This window comes from Pelotomaculum sp. FP (genome assembly GCF_004369245.1).
GTDB lineage: Bacteria > Bacillota > Desulfotomaculia > Desulfotomaculales > Pelotomaculaceae > Pelotomaculum_C > Pelotomaculum_C schinkii.
The window spans coordinates 1-19094 of the sequence record NZ_QFGB01000068.1; the positions used below are offsets into that span (position 1 = coordinate 1).

Here is a 19094-nt window from a genome sequence, read left to right on the forward strand (position 1 = left end):
GACCACCCTCTCAGACCCAGATATTGTAATTTTCTGGGCTTAGTTTGTTATATTCTTTTGTCTCGCATAATGAAATATTTTTTCCAATTCTTTTTTAAAGTGGGCTTGACATTTTACCGCTGGGCTTTTGCTCTATTACGATGGTTAAGGGTAAACGCATCCTTGCGCCTTTACCCTTATTCGCCCCTATAGCCACTTATATCGTCTGGCGAATAATAGTCGACAATTCCCGCTTCACCTGGTGCAACATCTTTCCGCTGGTGGCAGGCAACTGGGCCAACTCCGCCTGGGGAATAAAAGGAATTACTTTCATTGTATAAGCGCCGGCCTGTTTAACCACAACAGCCACCTGTTTTAAATGCTCCTCGTTTAGCCCGGGTATTAAGACCGTGTTGACCTTAATCAGTATGCCTCTTTTCCTTGCTTCTCGAATGCCGGCCAACTGCTTGTTTAGAAGAAGTTCTGCAGCGGAGATTCCCTGATAGGGCTGATTATTGTAAAAAACCCAGCCGTATATTTTCCGGCCCAGGGCGGGGTCGACGGCGTTAACCGTCACAGTGACGGCCCTCACACCAGCAGCATAAAGCTTTTCAGCATAATCTTCCAAAAGCAGGCCGTTGGTGCTGACGCACTTGATCAGCTGCGGAAAGTGGTTATGCACACGTTCCAAAGTATCCAGCGTTTCCTTGTTAGCGAGAGGCTCGCCAGGCCCATTAAAGCAGACTACCCGGATACGCTCGCTCTGCCGCTGAGCGTTATGCAGCTTCTTAAAGGCTTCCCGGGGTGACAATGTTTTGCTGACGCGGCCGGGAAGATTGTCGTTCATACAGTCGTATACCCTGGAGCAGTAATGGCACCTGATATTGCAACCGGCAGCCACCGCCAGTGGATACCGGTCAAACCAGCGTTCAACAGCGGAATTGAAACAGGGGTGCTGGCTTAATATCCACTTTTCCTCAAGAGACATTGCTAACCACAACTCCTATCCTGCTATGAAAATAACTGTACAGCTGTTCAGCTCACAGAGGTGCGAATTCATTCGCACAAATGTTACATTAGCTACAACAAGTTCGGCGCTGACGCGCCGTGTGCGATTGAAATCGCACCCACATCGCCAAATTTTCATTCGCTGCTGGTACCGCCTTTAGCGACACTGGTGTCTAACTTACGATGTATTCTGTTAAGGCTTAGGTTGAAAATATAAACAGGATCGTTATATGATAATAATGGCCGCACCCGGGACCGGGCGCCTTATGGTCAGGGAGTATCCCTTCCCATCCGGACCGGGTACGGCCATATTTTATCCAGGTTGATAAATAGTAGCTCATGCTGCAAGATGTGCGGGTTTGAATGATTACCTCAACCGCTCTTTTTACTCAGCTTCCCTAATTTTTTAGCCGCGTGTTTAAGCCCGTTTTCGACGGTGTCATACAGCTCAAAACTTAATATGCCTTTTTTCAGCAGCTTTTCCCTGGCCTGATAGCCAATCCGCAGAGATAGCACAACATTGCAGTCCTGCAAAGCGTTCACGGTATTCCGCCGGTCTTCTTCATCGCAATCTTCCTTACCATTGCAGTAACGGAGCACCTTACGCTTTTCAACCAGTTGAAATACCTCACCGTCTCCCCTGTAGATGGCAAACTCCGAGGTGTGACCGAAGTGCCGGTCCACCAACCGGCCGTCACCGGTAGCCACGGCAATGCGGTATTGTTCCCGGTCCGCTTTTTCCGGGACCTCTGGGTTGGTCTCTTTGGCGACTTCCGGATCGCGAAACTCCAAAGACCGGTCATCCCCCAACAAGCCGATGGCGTCGGCCCGGCACTGCTGGCAATGGCTCATCTGTGGCAGCACAACCTCACAAATGGCCCTCATGATCTTAATATCCCTCATACTGGTCTGGGAGTAGTTTTCAAAAGTACTCCCCCCGGCCGGGATTAGCGGCATAATGTTGGTGAGCGAGGCCCCTAGATCTTTTACATTTTTGACGATAACGGGCACGTGACTGTCGTTGATCCCCTGGATCATTACGATGTTGACCTTGACCAATACCCCTTGAGAAGTCAATTCCTTTATTCCTGCTATCTGATTTTGAATTAAAATGGACGCGCCATAAGCACCCTGGTACCTTTTCCCCTGATAGTGCACATGGTGATAAATTTTTTCCCCAATAGCCGGATTCAGGCAGTTAACCGTGACGGTGACATGCCGCACACCTAGTTTAACGATCTCTGAAGCATATTCCGGCAGCATCAACCCGTTGGTTGACAGGCAGAAAATCACCTCGGGGTCATACTCCTTGATTAACTCAATCGTCCTTCTGGTGCTCTCCCAGTTGGCCAGCGCATCACCCGGTCCGGCAATACCGGCTACGCTGAGGTTCTCCATATGCTTTTTGACTCCCATGTACTTGGCCAGTGCCGCTTCCGGTGTCAGGATTTCACTGGTGACGCCGGGCCTGCTTTCATGCAGGCAGTCAAATAAACGGTTGCAGTAATTACAGCTGATATTGCACGCCGGCGCAACTGGCAAGTGCATTCTGGCATATTTATGGCTGGCTCCGCATGTGAAACAGGGATGCCGGCTTGTTTTTTCCTGGATGTCCGAGGACAGGGGATGGATGTTCTTAACAGTGTTGTCTTTGCCGTTCATTTATGCTCACCTCAAACTTCCTTCAGCCAGATTGTCGCTTTCAGGCCTCGCAGTAAAAGTGCTGCAGCATGGCGCGCGCGGTAGTAATTATGATAACTTTCCAAATAGTGTGAAGGCGTGTCTCCTTACCTTCGCAGGATGGCTTTTCAACCTGTGATCAAAGATGAATCATAAAAATGAATATTGAATGCAACCGCCCGTTCCAGGGAAACGCTAAACCGCTTTGGGTTCGAAGCTATAGGCTTTTTTGACGCAGGTCATGCCGCAGGCCCTGCAACCAATGCATTTATCCTTGTTGGCAATGGATGCGCGCATCCGGTCTTCTTCCCCGTCATCAAGGTATCCAAAACCCAGAACGCCCTGAGAGCATACCTTGACACAGCGACCGCAACCGATACATTTTTCAGGGTCGATACTTGCCACGAATTTGGGAGTCCATTCCGACCCGCCGTAGTTTAATCCCTTGTACACTTGCATGACAATGTTTCCTCCTTGATCTTCATTTCTTCAGCTAAACGTTTGCGCAACCATGGAGGCGGATTGCCTTTCAGCAGCGTTTGCAAACGCTGCAGCTCGTCTTCGATAAGGGTACTTGCGTTCACCTTGAGCGGATGAATTTTCTGCTGGACCAGCCGGGCCGCGGCCGGCCCCCCGATTTGCGTGCAGTAAACCACCGCGCATTCCCGCAGCGTCTCCGCGCGGATTTCGACCTTATCATCTTCGGAGAACTGCTCCGGGAGGTGGATCATACCGGTAAACCGGATGATATCAGGGGTAACATCATAGACGGCAAAGGCGGGAGCCAGACCAAAGTGGGCGTCGACCCTGTCTTGACCGCCCATGGTAGCAAAAGCGACACGCATGAACAGCACCTCCATAGCCGGCCGTTACTTGGCCATAGTATTTAAAACATCGATCAGAAATTGTTGGGTCCCGCGATAGCCCACCCACACTTTTTGTGGTATACCCACCCTGTCAAAAACAGGCAGCCCTGCTCTCAAGTGGGGAATCTTTTTGGGGCCGGCCACCTGACGGGCGTTGGAATTGCCAATAACCAGGTGGCTGCCGGCGGCTATGTCCTCCAGGTGTTCCAGATCGCCCACGGCAACCGGGATGCCGGGGGGCATCGCCTGCAGCCCGAGGGGTGAGGCAGCTAGCGCCCCCTGGACAATAGCTCCCACTTCCGTAAGGCTGCCGGTCAGGGCGACCAGCAAATCGGCTTCCAGGGCCAACACGACCCTTTTCGTACCTAGTTGATCGTGGTAATCGGCCATCGTATCCAACAACCGGCTGCGCTGTCTCAACAGCTTCTCAGGGATCGGTTTTTCAGAAAGCTCGGCAAGCTTAAGGATAAAAGAATCCACAGCTTCCAGGCCGGTAAGGGAGTCCACTTGATGATGCGCTACTCCATGGCGTTTTTCCAACGCCGCGCCAACTCCCGCCATACTGGGACCGAAGGAAAAGGCGGCCTTACATCCCGGCAGCCGGCGAATATCCGAAAGAGAAATCCCTCCCTGCACAACTGGAGCAGGTTCCAGCTCGTCATGGCCATCCAGGGATGTGGAAATGTCCGGCAGAGACAACGGCTCAAAACCAAAAAGGTTCAGGATTTCCTTGAGTTCTTCCACATCTGCCGGGCTAAAATGAGCCCCGGGAAACAGGGCTACCGTTTTGGCTTCGCGAGGCGCGGGTTCTGAAGCCAGGGTCTCCAACAAGGCCAATACCGCCCGAAGGTAGCCTTCTTGCAAAGAACCGATATAATCCGGGGTCTGGGCCAGCGCCACCGGAGTTGCTGCAAGGTCGGGACGTTCCTGCAACAGGCTCGCCCAAGCACTGTTCATGTCGTCGCCGAAGGTTTCCGTCAACCCGGAACTCATGACCCCGATGATGCGCGGCTTAAACTTGTCGGCCGCTTTGGCGATACCTTTTTTGAGATGCTCCCATCCCCCAAAGATAGCCGTTTCCTCCAAGAGGGCCGTGGAGTTCAGTGGGATCGGCTCTTTGAAATGGCGGGACAGTTGGAGACGAATAAAAGTGGAGCAGCCTTGCGATCCATGCAGGAGCGCCAGGAGCCCGTCCACGCCCATATAAGCCATGGTGGCTCCCAGGGCGGGGCTGTTTTTCTGGGGATTCCCCGTGTAATGGCGCTCGGCCAGGCTCACGCTGTTTTTCATGCCTGCTCACCTCCCACCGGAGGGAAAGGCTGCCGCATCAGTTCCCAGACCGGACTGAATACGGTGCGGGAAACGGCTTGAGCAAAGGTGACCATGCCCTGATATCCCGCGTAGGGCAGGCTGCGGCCGTGGTTGATATCCAGAAAAGGAGTACGGGTTTTATGCGCCGTGTATTTGATCTTGCCCCCGGCCACGATCAGATCAGGCCGCTTCTCTTCAATCAGGGTGAGAAAGCCCGCGGCGCTGGTATCTTCAATGATCTCGGCAGAGGGGTCCATGAGCGCTTTCATGCGCAGGAAATCTTCAGGTGTTGAATTCTGTGTTCCCCCGGCCAGAACCTCAATGCCAAGTTCTTTTAAGGTCGTCACCATGGACCAGGTCTTAACCCCGCCGGTAAATAAAACGGCTCTTTTGCCCGCCAGGCGTTTTTGGTATGGTTCGATGATTTGCCGGGTCTTGGCCTCCTGTTCGCATATATGCGCTTCGGCGCGTTTCATCAAATCGGGGTCGTCAAAAGCGCGGGCAATCGCCCTCAAGGTATGACTCGTATCATGAATACCGTAAAAAGATCCTTCGATATAGGGGATACCCCACTTTCGTTCCATTTGCTTGGCCAAGTTGGTCAGGCTTTTGGAACAAACCAGGATATTCAGTTGAGCCCGGTGGGCGGTGCGCAAGTCATCAAAACGCGCGTCCCCGCTGATGCAAGCCTGCAAATGAATCCCCAGAGCATCCAGGGACGGTTGTATACCCCAGAGATCACCGGCGATGTTGTACTCACCAATGAAATTGATCGCCGGTTGGTAGGTCTTTTCCGGCTCGGCGGTACCGATAACGTGACGGAACAACACCTCGCCGGAGATCCGGTTGCCGATGTTCTTGTCGCCCATGAATCCGGGGGCGTTGACCGGGATCACCGGAACGGATACATGGGGCTGCGCTTTTTGGCAAGCGGCTTCCAGGTCGTCTCCGATCAAAGCCGAAACACAGGTGGCGTAAACAAAGACAGCTTTGGGCTTGTGCTTATTGGCAACTTCTATGATGGCCTGGGTCAGCTTTTTTTCCCCGCCGTACACAATGTCCATCTCCACCAGATCAGTGGTCAACCCCCTGCGGAAAAGCTCCGGCCCGGAAGATTTCGCGCCCCGGTTGTCCCAGGAATTTCCCGCGCAGGCAATGGGTCCGTGCACGAGATGAGCCGCGTCGGTAACCGGCATGAGGACCACCCTTGCTCCGTCAAAGGCGCAGCTGCGTTCCGCGCCTTCCCCCGGCAACGCTTTCATACACAGTTTCGGAGCACCTTTGTCTTCCAGGGGGCAGTTGTCCTTCAGTTCCAGTTTGGAGAGAGTGACAAACATCGGGTGACCTCCTTTCTGGCTGTTTGGTAGTTGTTATTTACTTAGACTTGGTTCGTGTAGCAATGTGGTCGTAGACCATAGGCAATTTAGTCATAAGTCGTAGGGCGTAGGGCGTATTTTTATCTGCATTCCTTATGGGTTTTTTGACCAATAGAAAAACTTGTGCCGTACACCTTTTTGTTTCGTCCTATTTCACTATATTTCAATAATGCTTTACTTCCAAAAGCAGTTATACCGCTGATGTCTGATAATGATTTATCATCTGAGGAATTCAAAGTGCTCCTCGGGACAATTGCGGTCATATTCGTCGATAAAGATGTTGGCAATCATGGAGATCAGGTTGATCGCGCCTTGATAGCCGACGATGGGCTGACGGTGCATATGCACGCGATCCGGCAGGTAATAGCCGATGCGGGCCAGGGGGAGCCCGGCGTCTTTGGCAATCTGCTTGCCATGCGTGTCACCGATCAGCATATCCACCGGCTCAGTGAGCAAGAGGGATCGCAAATGCCAGAGGTCTTTACCGTTGTACACCTTGCCGTGAGCGCCAAAGGGGCTGGATGCCAGCAGCGCTTCCATCTCTTTGCGGAAGGGCTCGTTGCCGTTGCTGCAAACGATATGCGCCGGGACACCGCCCATATCCAGCAGGAATCCGACGAGACCAAGCAGCAAATCCGGATCGCCGTACATGGCGAAGCGCTTGCCGTGGATATACTGGTGGGCGTCGATAGCCGCGTCCACCGCCCGGCCTCTCTCTGCTTCCAGTTCGGCCGGGATAGGTTTACCGGTCATCTCGTGCAGAGTCATGAGGAAGGCGTCAGTGTTGCGGACGCCGATGGGCATGGTTACCGCTTCGCTGGTGATCTTCTGCACGTTTTTGACAAACTTCCGGGTGCCGGAGGTGGAATACTTCTGCATAAATATGAATCCGGAAGCGTTCAGGGCGTCTGCCAGTTCGGCCAGGGACGTGCCGGGCTGGTACATTTTGTACTCTCCGGTATTAGGTGAATCCATGGCTTCAGTGGGGTCGGGCAGCATGGTCATGTAGATGCCCATGGCGGTGACCAGGCGACGATATTCCCGCAGGTTGGCCGGATAAAGGTCAAACCCCGGCACCACATATAACCGGCCGTTGGTCCATTTGCCTTGACGAGGGTCGGACAGGGACTGCAGCAAGCCCTTCAGCATGTTGTCAAAACCGTTGATGTGAGAACCCGTGAAACTCGGGGTATTGGCAAAAGCGATGGGAAAGTCGGCCGGTATAGCTTCTTGATTCCTCGCGTTGCCAATGAATGACTTCATGTCGTCCCCGATAACTTCCGCCATGCAGCTGGAAAACATGGCTATGATCGACGGTTTGTAAGTGGCATAGGCGTTTTTCAAGCCTTCAATCAGGTTGACCTGACCGCCGAAGACCGCGGCATCCTCCGTCATTGAGTCGGAAACCATCGGGACAGGCTCACGCACATGCCGGGTCAAGCAGGACCGGAAATAGGCGGCGCACCCCTGTGAACCGTGGAGAAAGGGCAGACATCCATCAATTCCCAAAGCGCACAGCATCGCTCCAAAGGGCTGACAGGTCCTGGCCGGGTTGATGACCAAAGCTTGCCGTGCAAAGTTCTTTTCTTTGTATTCTTCTGTCGCCATCCACGCCAGTACAGGATGGTTGCATGCACTTGCCTTGTTCATCAGCGCGCCTCCTTCTCTTTTTTCCAGGGCGCCCTCAAAAGTGTCCTGGTCGGACTGTTGATAGCCATATCCATATCTCGTGCGAAGATGGGGAAGCCTTCATAGCCATGGTACGGGCCCGAGTAGTCCCAGGAGTGCATCTGGCGGAAAGGAACACCCATTTTTTCAAAAACATACTTTTCCTTGATCCCCGAACCGACAAGGTCCGGCCGCAGCCGGTTAACGAATTCATCCAGCTCATGTTCAGTCGCATCATCATATATAATGGTCCCGTCCTTCACCTCCGGGAAGGTCCGCTCATAGTCATCCTTATGGGCAAATTCGTAACCCGTGCCGATCACTTCCATACCCAGGTCCTCATAGGCGCTTACAGTGTGGCGGGGACGCAAGCCTCCGACATAGAGCATCACCCTTTTGCCCTCCAGGCGGGGACGGTACTCATCGATCACTTTCCGCATCAGCGGCTCGTACTTGGCAATGACCTCCTCACCTTTACGCTGGATGGTTTCATCAAACCGGGCGGCGATTTTACGGATGGACTCCTTAATCTTGGTCGGCCCGAAGAAGTTGAACTCCAGCCAGGGAATGCCGTAGGTCTCTTCCATGTGCCGGCAGATATAGTTCATACTTCGATAGCAGTGGATCAGGTTCAATTTGACCTGGTGGGCCGCCATCAGCCCCTCCACGGTGCCGTCGCCCGTCCAGACGTTGCGGACTCTTAAACCCATCTCTTCGAGAATTTTTTTGGAAGCCCAGGCGTCACCACCGATGTTGTAGTCACCTATCAGAGATATGTCATAGGGACCTACATCATCACGTTCCTTTTTCCCCAGCAGGTGATCCCGGACCGCGTCGTTGGCGATATGGTGGCCTAAAGACTGGCTGATACCGCGGAAGCCTTCACAGCGAACCGGCACAATGGGGATATCCAATTCTTTGGTCATTTTCTTGGCTACGCTCTCAATGTCATCCCCGATCAAACCCACCGGACACTCCGAACAAATGGAAACTCCTTGGACGCTGGGGAACAATTCTTTGGCTTCCCGCAGGACCTTTTCCAGCTTCTTATCGCCGCCGTAAACAATGTCGCTTTCCGAAAAGTCCGAGGTGAACTGCATCAATGTAAAACTCTCGACGCCTACTATGCCTTTGGTCAGGTTGCGCCGGCCTCCCCAGGAGTAATAGCCGCAACCGACCGGACCGTGGGAAAGATGGATCATGTCTCGCAAGGGTCCCCAGACAACGCCTTTGGCGCCGGCATAGGCGCAACCGCGGGCTGTCATCAATCCTGGAACGCATTTTATGTTTGACTTGATAGCGCAGGTAGAGCCCTCTTCCTTGACAACAATGTGTTTGGCTCTTAGCTTTCTGGCCTTTTCCGGATAAACAGACAAGACTTCTTCGACCATTGAAGCGTTAGGTTTTTCTCCCACCGCGGTCACCTCCGATTCGTTGATTTATTATTTCGGTTTATTGATACTAATGGACATTACACCAGCTTGGCTGCCGCGGTCGCTTCGTCTTCCAGGATGCCATACTCCATGAGGAGTTCTTCGAGTTCATCCATGGTCAACGGGGTCGGAACAACCATTTTTTTATTTTCGTCGATTTTCTTAGCCAGAGCACGGTATTCGTCCGCCTGCGGGTGTTTTTCGTTATACTGGATGACGGTCATCCGGCGCAGTTCCGCCCGCTGAACTTCGTTGTCACGGGGAATAAAATGAATCATCTGGGTACCCAGGCGCTTGGCCAGTTCATCAATTAACTCATATTCTTTGTCAGTTTTCCGGCTGTTGCAAATCAAACCGCCCATGCGCACACTGCCGGAGGTGGCGTATTTCAAAATCCCTTTGGCAATGTTGTTGGCAGCGTACATCGCCATCATCTCGCCGGAACAAACAATGTAAATTTCCTGGGCTTTATTCTCCCGGATGGGCATGGCGAAACCGCCGCAAACCACGTCACCCAGGACGTCATAAAAGACGTAATCCAAATCCGGGGTATAGGCGCCGTTTTCTTCCAGAAAGTTGATGGCTGTGATTACGCCGCGCCCGGCGCAGCCGACGCCCGGCTCAGGGCCGCCTGATTCGGCGCAACGAACGCCGCCATAGCCCTGATACAAAACATCACTCAATTCCAGATCTTCCACCGTGCCTCTTTCCCTTGCCAAATCCATAACGGTGGTCTGCGCTTTGATATTCAGGATAAGTCTCGTAGCGTCGGCTTTAGGATCACAGCCGACAATCATGATCTTTTTACCCATTTCGGCTAAAGCTGCCACCGTATTTTGGGTGGTGGTGGACTTGCCGATGCCGCCTTTCCCGTAAATAGCAATTTGCCTCATAAGATCGCTCCTCTCTCTTTTGAGATGATACTTATTTTCTAAGATACAGCCCGGGGACCGTTTTCACCGGTCCTTACCCTGACCACCTCTTCCAACGGGCATATAAAGATTTTCCCGTCACCGATGTGTCCTGTTTGATTGGCCTTGATTAAGACATCCACAGCCTTGGCAACTTCGTTATCCTGAACAACCAGGGTCAACATACGTTTGGGAATCCACTTCATTACGGCTTCCGGCACCGAAGTTTCAAGCTTTAAGAGCGGGTTGAGATGGGGATCCACTTCCGCAGCCCAGCCGCCCACGCCTTTTTGCTTGCCGCGTCCTTCAACACTCTGAATGGTAAGAGCGTTGAAGCCGGCATCTTCCAGAGCCTTTTTGGAAGCAGGGACCTGATGGCGCCTGATAAATGCGATAATTTCTTTCATCTGACCTCGCTCCTTTACAGCTCAGCTTCGCCGGTTCGTACCGTATAAGCTGCCTCCACGGCTGAGACAAAGACTTTTCCGTCACCAATGTTACCCGTCTTGCCGGCTTCGATAATAATGTCCATTGCTTTTTCAAGATCTTCATCCGGAACAACTGTGAGCAACATAACCTTGGGAAACTCGTCATAACGAATATCACCGACTTGCAAACCCTTGGTCTTACCCCGGCCAAACACGTGCATCTTGGTCATGGAAACAATTCCGGATTCAGCCAATTTCTCAGCGACAGTTTCACTTTTTTCAGGTCTAACTATAGCTCGAATCATCTTCATGGGTATTTCCTCCTCTTTTTACTCGTGTAAACACCAAATCGTTCCCGCTCCACCCCCGTAAGCGGCCCTACCAGCTGACGCTTTGGAGATCCGGCATTACGCAGCCACCTTGTTTTATGTGGTGAAGACTTACTGATCTTGTCGTAAGCACCAACCCTCCTTGATTTATCCTATTTTTGGCAATAGAAAAGGACGCCCGACCCATCTCTGGGGAATTACAGGCGTCCTTGCCCAATTTTCGTTTTCTGTCGCCGCTACGCAAACTTACTTAAACTACACTGTTTTACTTGCAATGGCCACCCTTGGCTGAACTTAAGAAGATATCAAGGGCGCCACAGCCCCGTCTGCCGGGAATAATAACTAGATCGCCTCATCACCGGTTTCACCGGTTCTAATACGAATGGCGTTATCAACCTTGTAGGTAAATATTTTACCGTCCCCGATTTCTCCCGTCCTTGCAGTATCAGTAATTATTTTAATTACCTCACTGACATTCTTATCCGGTATAACCATCTCCAACTTGATTTTGGGGAGCAGGTTGATACTGTACTCGGCGCCGCGGTAAACCTCGGTTCGTCCCTTCTGCAGACCGCAACCGATTACCTGGGTTACCGTCATACCATGTATACCATATTCATTAAGAGCATCTTTAACGTTTTCCAGTTTGCCCGGTCGAAGTATGCATTCAATCTTGGTCAAACGGATCATCTCCTCGCAAATATTTATCCTTTCCTTATATAGCCCGTTTATGCTTTAAGCTTGAGACACATTATCATCCTTTTACAAGGCCGGCTTAACCGCACCGGCAGTTGCTTTGGCTGCCGGGACTGCGGCAAATGCGGCTAAAGTAGAACCCGAGACCAGGTCGGTATAGGCATCCTCACCGTGCTGGGTGAAATCGAGGCCGGTATCCTGTTCTTCGTCTGTAGCGCGCAGCTTGCTGAAGAGATTGATGACCTTAAGAATGACGTAAGTGCCGACGATAGCCACGCCCCAGGTTACTGCTACAGCAATGAGCTGGTTGACCAACTGTTCGGGATTCCCGAAGAAAAGTCCGTCGCCGCCGGCCGGGTTAACCGCCGTGCTGGCAAAGAGGCCGGTGGCAATGGCCCCCCAGGTGCCGCCGATACCGTGGATACCAAAGGCGTCCAGCGCATCATCATAACGAAGCTTCGCTTTTACCACACTGACCATGAGGTAGCATACCACACCGGAAATCAGACCAATCAATATGGCAGGCATTGGCCCTACAAAGCCGGCGGCGGGAGTGATGGCCACCAGTCCGGCTACCGCGCCGGAAGCAGCGCCCAGTGTGGTCGGTTTGCCATGGTGCAGCCATTCTGCCGCTACCCAGGAGAACGCCGCTGCCGCGGTGGCCAGGTGAGTTACAACAAAGGCACTGACGGCAAGTCCGTTGGCGCCTAATGCGCTGCCAGCGTTGAAACCGAACCAGCCGAACCAAAGGAGCGCCGCTCCTAGTACCACAAAGGGCAGGTTGTGCGGGATCATCGGTTCACTGCCCAGGCCCTTGCGCTTGCCCAGGACCAGGCAGGCTACCAGACCCGACACACCCGAGAGGATATGCACAACGGTGCCTCCGGCAAAGTCGAGAGCGCCCAGGTTGCGCAGCCATCCGTCAACACCCCAGACCCAGTGGGCGACAGGGTCATAGACAAAGGTAGCCCAGAGCAGCAGGAACGCTATAAATGCAGGGAAACGCATCCTTTCTGCGAAGGCGCCGGAAATCAGCGCCGGGGTTATTATCGCAAACATCATTTGAAAGATCATGAAGGCTTGATGAGGTATCGTAGCCCCGTAGTCGGGATTGGGATCAATGCCGACATTGCTCAGGCCGAACCAGTCCAGACTGCCGATAATGTGGTTTATATCAGGCCCGAAGGACAGGCTGTAGCCCCATAACGGCCACTGCAGACTAATGATAACCATCGCGAAAAAACTGTACATAATAGTGCTGAGAACGTTCTTTTTCCGGGACAGGCCGCCGTAGAACAGGGCCAGGCCGGGCAGTGTCATGAGCATAACCAGCGCTGCAGAGATCAGGACCCATGATGTGTCACCTGTATCTATAGTTGCTGCTGCCTGGGCTGCATCATCCGCCCAAGCCAAGGCCGGAATGGTCATCATAAAAGTTGAAAACAAGGCAAACGTCCGCAAAAAACGACTTTTCATTTTAACTACCTCCTTAATCTGAGATAAGTTAGACTTAAGATGAGTTAAACCGCCCCGGGATCCTTGCTAAATACCTCTCATTTAAAGCCGGCGCCTGGCTTTGCCAAAGAGGATTTTTATCTTGAGGCCCCGTATAACAGAAAAACGCCCTCGCGACAGTCTTATTCCTGTCTTGAGAGCGTCACTGCTCAAAAATATACATCTTCGTCTAAAAACAAAAGCGCTTTTCAAGAATTTCCTTCTTAAAAAGCGTCATCGCCAATTTAGATACAACTTTGTATCAGTGTTTTTAATTATAGAGATATTATATAAGGCAATCCAATCACTGTCAACGTCTTTTTATGAGAACTTCTGATTTATTTTAAATATTAACTTGCAACCTGGCTATATCCATACCTTGTACCTTGTCCCTAAACCCACACCCCTCATACTCTTTCGCGGCGAACCTGGCGCCGGCGGTTTCTTAAGGGGTGAAGATACCATGGTGGAGAATTTCTAATTGCTTCATTTCACCACCATACGTTTAAACACGCTTGATGTTGACCTTGGTTTCAAAATAAGGTGTTCCATTTCCCACTTTACTTACCAGATCGCGTGTTAACACATTAACCCCCCTGCCTGCTTTAATCCACCCCCCCCTGGGGCATACGACAATATCCCTTCTTTGCGCGTCGTCCAGTTTTAGCCTGGCCTTCATCTCCCCGGCCCTACTTACAATACGAACTGTATCTCCATCACTAAAACCCAGTTTCAGTCCTTCTTGTGAATTCATGCGAACCACAAGCAATTCACTCTGTTCAGACAGCGTCAACTCGGAGCCAATCCAATCGCGTGCCATAACCGACATTAAATAAAATGGGAATTCTGCGTCATCGCTCGTGGTTGGTGGCTCAAACTCCGCTAAAAAAGAAAACTTGCCCGAAGGAGTCGGGAAAATCCGGCCGGCGTAAGGAACCATAGGAGCGTCCGGAACCCTTACCGGCCCCTTAGAAAGCTCCTCAAAAGACACTCCCTTGGCAAGCAAAGGAGCTGCCAGCATGGACAACCACTCCTCCAGACTGTGTTTGAATTCACCGGCGAAGGAGAACCTTTCAGCCAACGCATGAAACATTTCGAAATCAGACTTACTCTCACCTAAAGGTTCTATAGCACGGTTTACCGGCCCAACATAGTTATGCCCAAAACCGGCTGCAATGTCTTTCTCTTCCAGGAACGTAGTAATGGGTAAAAATATATCCGCATAGCCGGCCGTGTCATCCAGGAAGTGCCCCGCTACTACCACAAACGGGGTTTTCGCAAACGCTTTCGCCACCTTTGCAGAATTAGGAGCCATGCTTACCGGATTACCGGCTGTGACAAAAATCATCTCTACAGGCGGATCCTGGGCCTTTAAGATCTCTTCCCCGATGAGCGGCATCAAAAACTTTCTGCGCGGCGGATTGAGTTCGTGCCCCATTAAATTCAGGTCATAGGGCCCGTATTCCTCAAAACCCTGACTCACGCCACCGCCAGCCACGCCAATATTACCGGCAATGGCGCTCAAAGCATCAATACTGCGAATGGTATAATGAGCGTGTTCCCACCGGTGCAGCCCCCACCCCAAAAGAATAGCGGTTGGCTTTTTATTCATAAGGACTTCCGCCAGCAACTCTATTCGCCCGACAGGAACATCACAATGGACAGCCAGTTCTTCCACTGTGAAGGAATCCAACACTTTCTTGAAGGCATCAAATCCCTCGCTATGGCGCATCAGGAAGTCAATGTCCTCTGCGCCGCGAGTTAAAATGATCTTGGCTGCCGCCATCGCCAAATAGGCATCTTTCCCGGGGGCAGGCTGTATATGGTAATCACAGATACTTCTACTTTCCGATGCCACCGGATCGATTAATATGACCGGACTGCCTTGTTTACGTATTTGTTTAATAATAGGCAGCAGATTTATATTGGTAATAACAGGGTTCCTTCCCCAAAGGATCAATGACTTACTGTTAAGATGATCGAATGGATCATGTGAAACGCGGCGCCCGAAATCAAGGTCTTGAGAGGCCTGGCCGGTACCGCCGCAAAGAGTGCCGTGAATAGTGGTAACCCCGCCGAATAAATTAAAAAATCTGTTGTTTAATAGTTTTAGCGCCGTACGCTCCCCAAAGCCCTGATAGTACAGAATAGCTTCGGAGCCGAAACGCTCCTTAATCTTATCCATCCGCCCGGCGATTTCATCCAGCGCGTCTGTCCAGGAAATCCGCGCCCAGGCGCTGCCTTTTCTGCGCAGCGGTGTGAGTACGCGTTCAGGACTGTAAACCCGTTTCACAAACCCGGCGCACTTATGGCACACTCTACCCTGATTGACAGGATGTTTCGGGTTTCCTCTTAAGCTTACGACTTTGCCGTGTTCCACCGTAGCGATCAGGCCACAGGTATTGGTACAGTCCCTCGTGCAAGTAGTAATTACTTCTCGCTTCATCGTTCATAATCTCCTATCAAGGCAAGACATCCTTACTGGCAGATCGTCCATATCAATATTCCAAAAAGACCGGCGATTTAAAATCATCACCGGCCTTCTACATCTTTGACGCTTCACATTCTTTATCTGTAAAACCACATCCCTGGCCGTTACTGCAAAGTGCAAGTCAGTATTTTCCCCGGCGAGAATTCATCCGTCTTTGTTTACCGGTACTGCAGGCCCATTCGTAAGCCAAGTCACGACAGGCGCAGTGCAGGTTTTCTATCTTCAGCGGCGGCGTGAAGAGGGGCTTCATCCACATCGTAAAGGGGTGAGGTTACCAACCCGGTATAGGCCGGCATACCGTGTTCAATAACATCCATACCTTCGAACTCTTCCTCCACCGAGACCCTGATCCCAACTGTCTTCTTCAGAGCGCTGAGAATAAGGTAGGTTAAAGCAAAAGCCAGAACCGATACCGACACAACACCCAGAGCCTGCACCCCCAGGAGTTTAAAGCCGCCGCCGTACAACAAGCCGCCATTCTGGGCGAAAAGCCCCACGGCCAGGACCCCCCAGGTACCGTTAACACCGTGGACGGCAATGGCGCCGACCGGGTCATCAGCTTTAATCCGGTCAAAAAACGCTACCGCCAGCACCACCAGCACCCCTGCCACCGCGCCAATAATTACCGCGCTTAACGGGCTGACAAAGGCGCACCCGGCGGTTATGGCTGCCAGGCCCGCCAGCGCGCCGTTCATGGCCATGCTGGGATCAGCCTTGCCGTACCTGAACTTGGTAAAGAGGGTTCCCGCCGTCCCGCCGGCAGCCGCAGCCAGGTTCGTGGTAACGGCAATCCTGGCGATATTCATGTCGAGACCTGAAAGAGAACTGCCGGGGTTAAAGCCAAACCAGCCGAACCACAGGATGAACGTTCCCAGAAAGGCCAGGTGCAGGTTATGGGCGGGCAGCACATTCATCGACCCGTCTTCGTTATACTTGCCCGTCCGCGGACCCAACACCATAACCGCAGCCAGGGCGCTCCACCCCCCCACCGCGTGGACCACGGCAGAACCGGCGAAGTCCAGCATGCCCAGGTTATAGAGCCAACCGCCGGCGGCCCAAACCCAGTGTCCCGCCAGGGGGTAAATCAACCCGGCGGCCAGAACGGTGTAGATTATGTAGGGGCTGAATTTCATCCGCTCGGCAACCGCTCCCGAAACGATGGAAGCCATGGCCATGGCGAAAGCCGCCTGGAAAAGCCAGTAAGCGTAGATGGGCACTCTCAGTTGGATGTGCTCCAGGTTTCCTTCCATAAAAAACCCGCTGGTACCGAAAAGTCCCGCCTTGTCCAGACCGTACATAATGCCGAAGCCAAAGGCCCAATAGCTCAGCATGCCTAAAGTACTGTCGGTAAAAACTTTCATGACAATATTCATGGAGTTTTTTGCTCGAATAAAACCGGCCTCTAAAAAGGCAAAGCCGCCTTCCATAAAAAATACCAGGGCTGCGCACAAAAGCACCCAGATGGTATCAATACCTGACGCCAGCTCCTTTATAGTCGGTTCCACAATAATTCCTCCTGTTAATAAAATTAAAAGCGCACTTAAAACCCTGGGTTAAAAAACCCGGTTTTAAGAGCGCCTTTGCCCGACAGGAACATTCCTGTTATTATGCTGTTAAGTACCCATCAGTAGATTTACAGGGCGTCTTCGCCTGATTCCCCGGTTCTGATCCGAACAACCTCTTCCACCGGGAAAATGAATATCTTGCCGTCACCAATCGCTTCAGTGCGGGCTTTTTGGCTGATGATATCCACTACATCCTTAACCCACTGGTCTTTCAGCACTATCTCAAGCTTCAACTTGGGCAGCAGATTAATGTTATACTCATGCCCCCGGTAAACCCCCACACGCCCTTTTTGCAGGCCACAGCCCACTACCTGACTCACCGTCATGCCATGAATACCGAACCTGCCCAGAGCCTCCTTAACCTCTTCCAGCTTTTCAGGGCGGATTACCGCTTCAATTTTTTTCACCCTTTGTGTACAACTCCCTTGTTGTTCGTCAATTTTGCCCAAAATAATACGACATATATCCATCCCGCAAAACCTTGCGAAACCGGCCGCCATCGGCCGCGATACAGCTTCGTATCATTGCAGCCAAATTAATTATATATTTGATAAAAAAGACCAGCAAGGGGTATTGTTAAAATTTTGTTTATTTAAACATATACCCTCGGAACACGTTGGTTGACCATGCACGTCACTTCGTAATTAATGGTGCCGATCCTGGCGGCAATATCATCAGCAGAAATTTTCTCACCGTTCTGCCGCCCGATTAGCACTGCTTCGTCCCCTATTTTTACACTGGGGATATCGCCGGCGTCCACCATCAGCTGGTCCATACACACCCTGCCCACGACCGGCGCCCGCCGGCCTTTTAACAGGACTTCCCCCCTTGATGAGAGCAGCCTTGAATAACCATCGGCGTAGCCCAAAGGGAGCGTGGCGATATTTGTGTCACGCTCTGTAGCGTAAGTGCACCCGTAGCTAACCTTGAAGCCGGCCGGGACGTCTTTTACATAGGCCACCCGGGCCTTTAGGCTCATTACCGGGCTGAGCGCAACCCTGCCGCGGTCGACTTCATCTGACGGATACAGGCCGTAGACTATTATGCCGGCCCTGACCAGGTCAAGGTGGGTTTCCGGCAACTCCATTATCGCCGCGCTGTTGGCCGCGTGCCGCAAGGGAAACTCCAGCCCGTTTTGGCGCAGCTTTTCAATGATTTCCATGAATTTTTGAAATTGCCGCTGTGTGTATTGTTTGTCCGCAGCATCGGCTGCGGCAAAGTGGGTAAAAATCCCTTCTATTTCCAGGTTGGGGTTGCGGGCCAGTTCCAGGGTTTCCTGTATCACGCGGGATGGCTCTGTCCAGCCAATCCGCCCCATCCCTGTATCAACCTTGAAATGGACCCTCGCTTTGGTCCCTGCCCGGACGGCAGCTTCCGCCAGAGCAAGCCCCATTTCCCGGGTGTAAACAGCTTGCGTCAGCCGGCGCCGTACCACCTCATCACACTGCTCAGGCGTTATGTATCCCAGCACTAAAACAGGCGCTTCTATGCCCGCCTCGCGCAGAGCCGTACCTTCCGCCACGCGGGCTACACCCAACCAGTCCGCGCCGTTAGCCAGGGCTACCCGGCTGACCTCCACGGCCCCGTGCCCATAAGCATTGGCTTTGACCACAGCCATGACCCGGGCTGTGGCAGCGGTAACCCTGCGAATTTCCCGCATGTTCCCGGCAACCGCCTGTAAATCAATTTCTGCCCACACCGGAAACGGCTGCAAATTCATCCACCTTCTCTACTATGAAAATTACAAGTTCCCAAAAGGCAATAATTAACTAGGCCTCTTAAAAGGGGTTAAACAGTAAAGCTATTTGAAGCAAAGTTACCCTACAAAAACCTTAAGCAGCTTCGATCTTGACTTGATA

17 protein-coding genes are annotated in these 19094 nt (G+C 52.1%); all 17 read right to left on the reverse strand.

Annotated features, from left to right (window positions below; translation table 11 throughout):
- Window positions 1-196 precede the first annotated feature (196 nt).
- Complete coding sequence (locus Psfp_RS18435) at window positions 197-967, reverse strand: radical SAM protein (RefSeq protein WP_134219988.1); 771 nt, start codon at window positions 965-967, stop codon at window positions 197-199.
- Window positions 968-1359: 392 nt separating this feature from the next.
- On the reverse strand, window positions 1360-2649 hold the full coding sequence (gene nifB, locus Psfp_RS18440) for a nitrogenase cofactor biosynthesis protein NifB (protein ID WP_134219989.1): 1290 nt from the start codon (window positions 2647-2649) through the stop codon (window positions 1360-1362).
- 213 nt (window positions 2650-2862) lie between these two features.
- The gene (gene fdxB, locus Psfp_RS18445) at window positions 2863-3126 is read right to left on the reverse strand and encodes a ferredoxin III, nif-specific (RefSeq protein ID WP_134219990.1); all 264 of its coding nucleotides are present in this window, start codon (window positions 3124-3126) and stop codon (window positions 2863-2865) included.
- Window positions 3105-3512 (reverse strand): nitrogen fixation protein NifX, encoded by a 408-nt coding sequence (gene nifX, locus Psfp_RS18450; protein WP_134219991.1) that lies wholly within the window; start codon window positions 3510-3512, stop codon window positions 3105-3107. The genes fdxB and nifX overlap by 22 nt, the downstream gene beginning before the upstream one ends.
- Before the next feature lie 24 nt (window positions 3513-3536).
- Window positions 3537-4823, reverse strand: coding sequence for a nitrogenase iron-molybdenum cofactor biosynthesis protein NifN (gene nifN / locus Psfp_RS18455; RefSeq protein ID WP_134219992.1), 1287 nt, complete (start codon window positions 4821-4823; stop codon window positions 3537-3539).
- Window positions 4820-6181 (reverse strand): nitrogenase iron-molybdenum cofactor biosynthesis protein NifE, encoded by a 1362-nt coding sequence (nifE, locus tag Psfp_RS18460; RefSeq protein ID WP_134219993.1) that lies wholly within the window; start codon window positions 6179-6181, stop codon window positions 4820-4822. Before nifE ends, nifN begins: the two co-directional genes overlap by 4 nt.
- A 258-nt stretch (window positions 6182-6439) precedes the next feature.
- Window positions 6440-7870: a nitrogenase molybdenum-iron protein subunit beta gene (nifK, locus tag Psfp_RS18465; protein ID WP_134219994.1), complete on the reverse strand. Its 1431-nt coding sequence runs from the start codon at window positions 7868-7870 to the stop codon at window positions 6440-6442.
- Window positions 7870-9279 (reverse strand): nitrogenase molybdenum-iron protein alpha chain, encoded by a 1410-nt coding sequence (gene nifD, locus Psfp_RS18470; protein WP_192895529.1) that lies wholly within the window; start codon window positions 9277-9279, stop codon window positions 7870-7872. Before nifD ends, nifK begins: the two co-directional genes overlap by 1 nt.
- Window positions 9280-9359: 80 nt before the next feature.
- Window positions 9360-10214 carry a nitrogenase iron protein gene (gene nifH / locus Psfp_RS18475; RefSeq protein ID WP_134219996.1) on the reverse strand — a complete coding sequence of 285 codons (855 nt, stop codon included), beginning with the start codon at window positions 10212-10214 and terminating at the stop codon, window positions 9360-9362.
- 38 nt (window positions 10215-10252) lie between these two features.
- Entirely contained in the window at window positions 10253-10639 is a 387-nt protein-coding gene (locus tag Psfp_RS18480; protein WP_134219997.1) for a P-II family nitrogen regulator, read from the reverse strand.
- A gap of 14 nt (window positions 10640-10653) precedes the next feature.
- Complete coding sequence (locus Psfp_RS18485) at window positions 10654-10971, reverse strand: P-II family nitrogen regulator (RefSeq protein ID WP_134219998.1); 318 nt, start codon at window positions 10969-10971, stop codon at window positions 10654-10656.
- 360 nt (window positions 10972-11331) lie between these two features.
- A complete protein-coding gene (locus tag Psfp_RS18490; RefSeq protein WP_134219999.1) occupies window positions 11332-11670 on the reverse strand; it encodes a P-II family nitrogen regulator in 339 nt (112 codons plus the stop codon).
- Between the two features lie 81 nt (window positions 11671-11751).
- On the reverse strand, window positions 11752-13161 hold the full coding sequence (locus Psfp_RS18495) for an ammonium transporter (RefSeq protein ID WP_134220000.1): 1410 nt from the start codon (window positions 13159-13161) through the stop codon (window positions 11752-11754).
- Between the two features lie 523 nt (window positions 13162-13684).
- Window positions 13685-15625, reverse strand: coding sequence for a molybdopterin-dependent oxidoreductase (locus tag Psfp_RS18500; protein WP_134220001.1), 1941 nt, complete (start codon window positions 15623-15625; stop codon window positions 13685-13687).
- A gap of 236 nt (window positions 15626-15861) precedes the next feature.
- On the reverse strand, window positions 15862-17175 hold the full coding sequence (locus tag Psfp_RS18505) for an ammonium transporter (RefSeq protein WP_134220002.1): 1314 nt from the start codon (window positions 17173-17175) through the stop codon (window positions 15862-15864).
- A 128-nt stretch (window positions 17176-17303) separates the two neighbouring features.
- Window positions 17304-17642 carry a P-II family nitrogen regulator gene (locus Psfp_RS18510; protein WP_134220003.1) on the reverse strand — a complete coding sequence of 113 codons (339 nt, stop codon included), beginning with the start codon at window positions 17640-17642 and terminating at the stop codon, window positions 17304-17306.
- Window positions 17643-17827: 185 nt separating this feature from the next.
- On the reverse strand, window positions 17828-18955 hold the full coding sequence (alr, locus tag Psfp_RS18515; RefSeq protein ID WP_192895528.1) for an alanine racemase: 1128 nt from the start codon (window positions 18953-18955) through the stop codon (window positions 17828-17830).
- Window positions 18956-19094 lie beyond the last annotated feature (139 nt).

Excerpts from the sequence above, each read along its gene's own strand:
- Psfp_RS18435 (WP_134219988.1), bottom strand. The coding sequence starts at position 967 with ATGTCTCTTGAGGAAAAGTGGATATTAAGCCAGCACCCCTGTTTCAAT.
- nifB (WP_134219989.1), bottom strand. The coding sequence starts at position 2,649 with ATGAACGGCAAAGACAACACTGTTAAGAACATCCATCCCCTGTCCTCG.
- fdxB (WP_134219990.1), bottom strand. The coding sequence starts at position 3,126 with ATGCAAGTGTACAAGGGATTAAACTACGGCGGGTCGGAATGGACTCCC.
- nifX (WP_134219991.1), bottom strand. The coding sequence starts at position 3,512 with ATGCGTGTCGCTTTTGCTACCATGGGCGGTCAAGACAGGGTCGACGCC.
- nifN (WP_134219992.1), bottom strand. The coding sequence starts at position 4,823 with ATGAAAAACAGCGTGAGCCTGGCCGAGCGCCATTACACGGGGAATCCC.
- nifE (WP_134219993.1), bottom strand. The coding sequence starts at position 6,181 with ATGTTTGTCACTCTCTCCAAACTGGAACTGAAGGACAACTGCCCCCTG.
- nifK (WP_134219994.1), bottom strand. The coding sequence starts at position 7,870 with ATGAACAAGGCAAGTGCATGCAACCATCCTGTACTGGCGTGGATGGCG.
- nifD (WP_192895529.1), bottom strand. The coding sequence starts at position 9,279 with ATGGTCGAAGAAGTCTTGTCTGTTTATCCGGAAAAGGCCAGAAAGCTA.
- nifH (WP_134219996.1), bottom strand. The coding sequence starts at position 10,214 with ATGAGGCAAATTGCTATTTACGGGAAAGGCGGCATCGGCAAGTCCACC.
- Psfp_RS18480 (WP_134219997.1), bottom strand. The coding sequence starts at position 10,639 with ATGAAAGAAATTATCGCATTTATCAGGCGCCATCAGGTCCCTGCTTCC.
- Psfp_RS18485 (WP_134219998.1), bottom strand. The coding sequence starts at position 10,971 with ATGAAGATGATTCGAGCTATAGTTAGACCTGAAAAAAGTGAAACTGTC.
- Psfp_RS18495 (WP_134220000.1), bottom strand. The coding sequence starts at position 13,161 with ATGAAAAGTCGTTTTTTGCGGACGTTTGCCTTGTTTTCAACTTTTATG.
- Psfp_RS18500 (WP_134220001.1), bottom strand. The coding sequence starts at position 15,625 with ATGAAGCGAGAAGTAATTACTACTTGCACGAGGGACTGTACCAATACC.
- alr (WP_192895528.1), bottom strand. The coding sequence starts at position 18,955 with ATGAATTTGCAGCCGTTTCCGGTGTGGGCAGAAATTGATTTACAGGCG.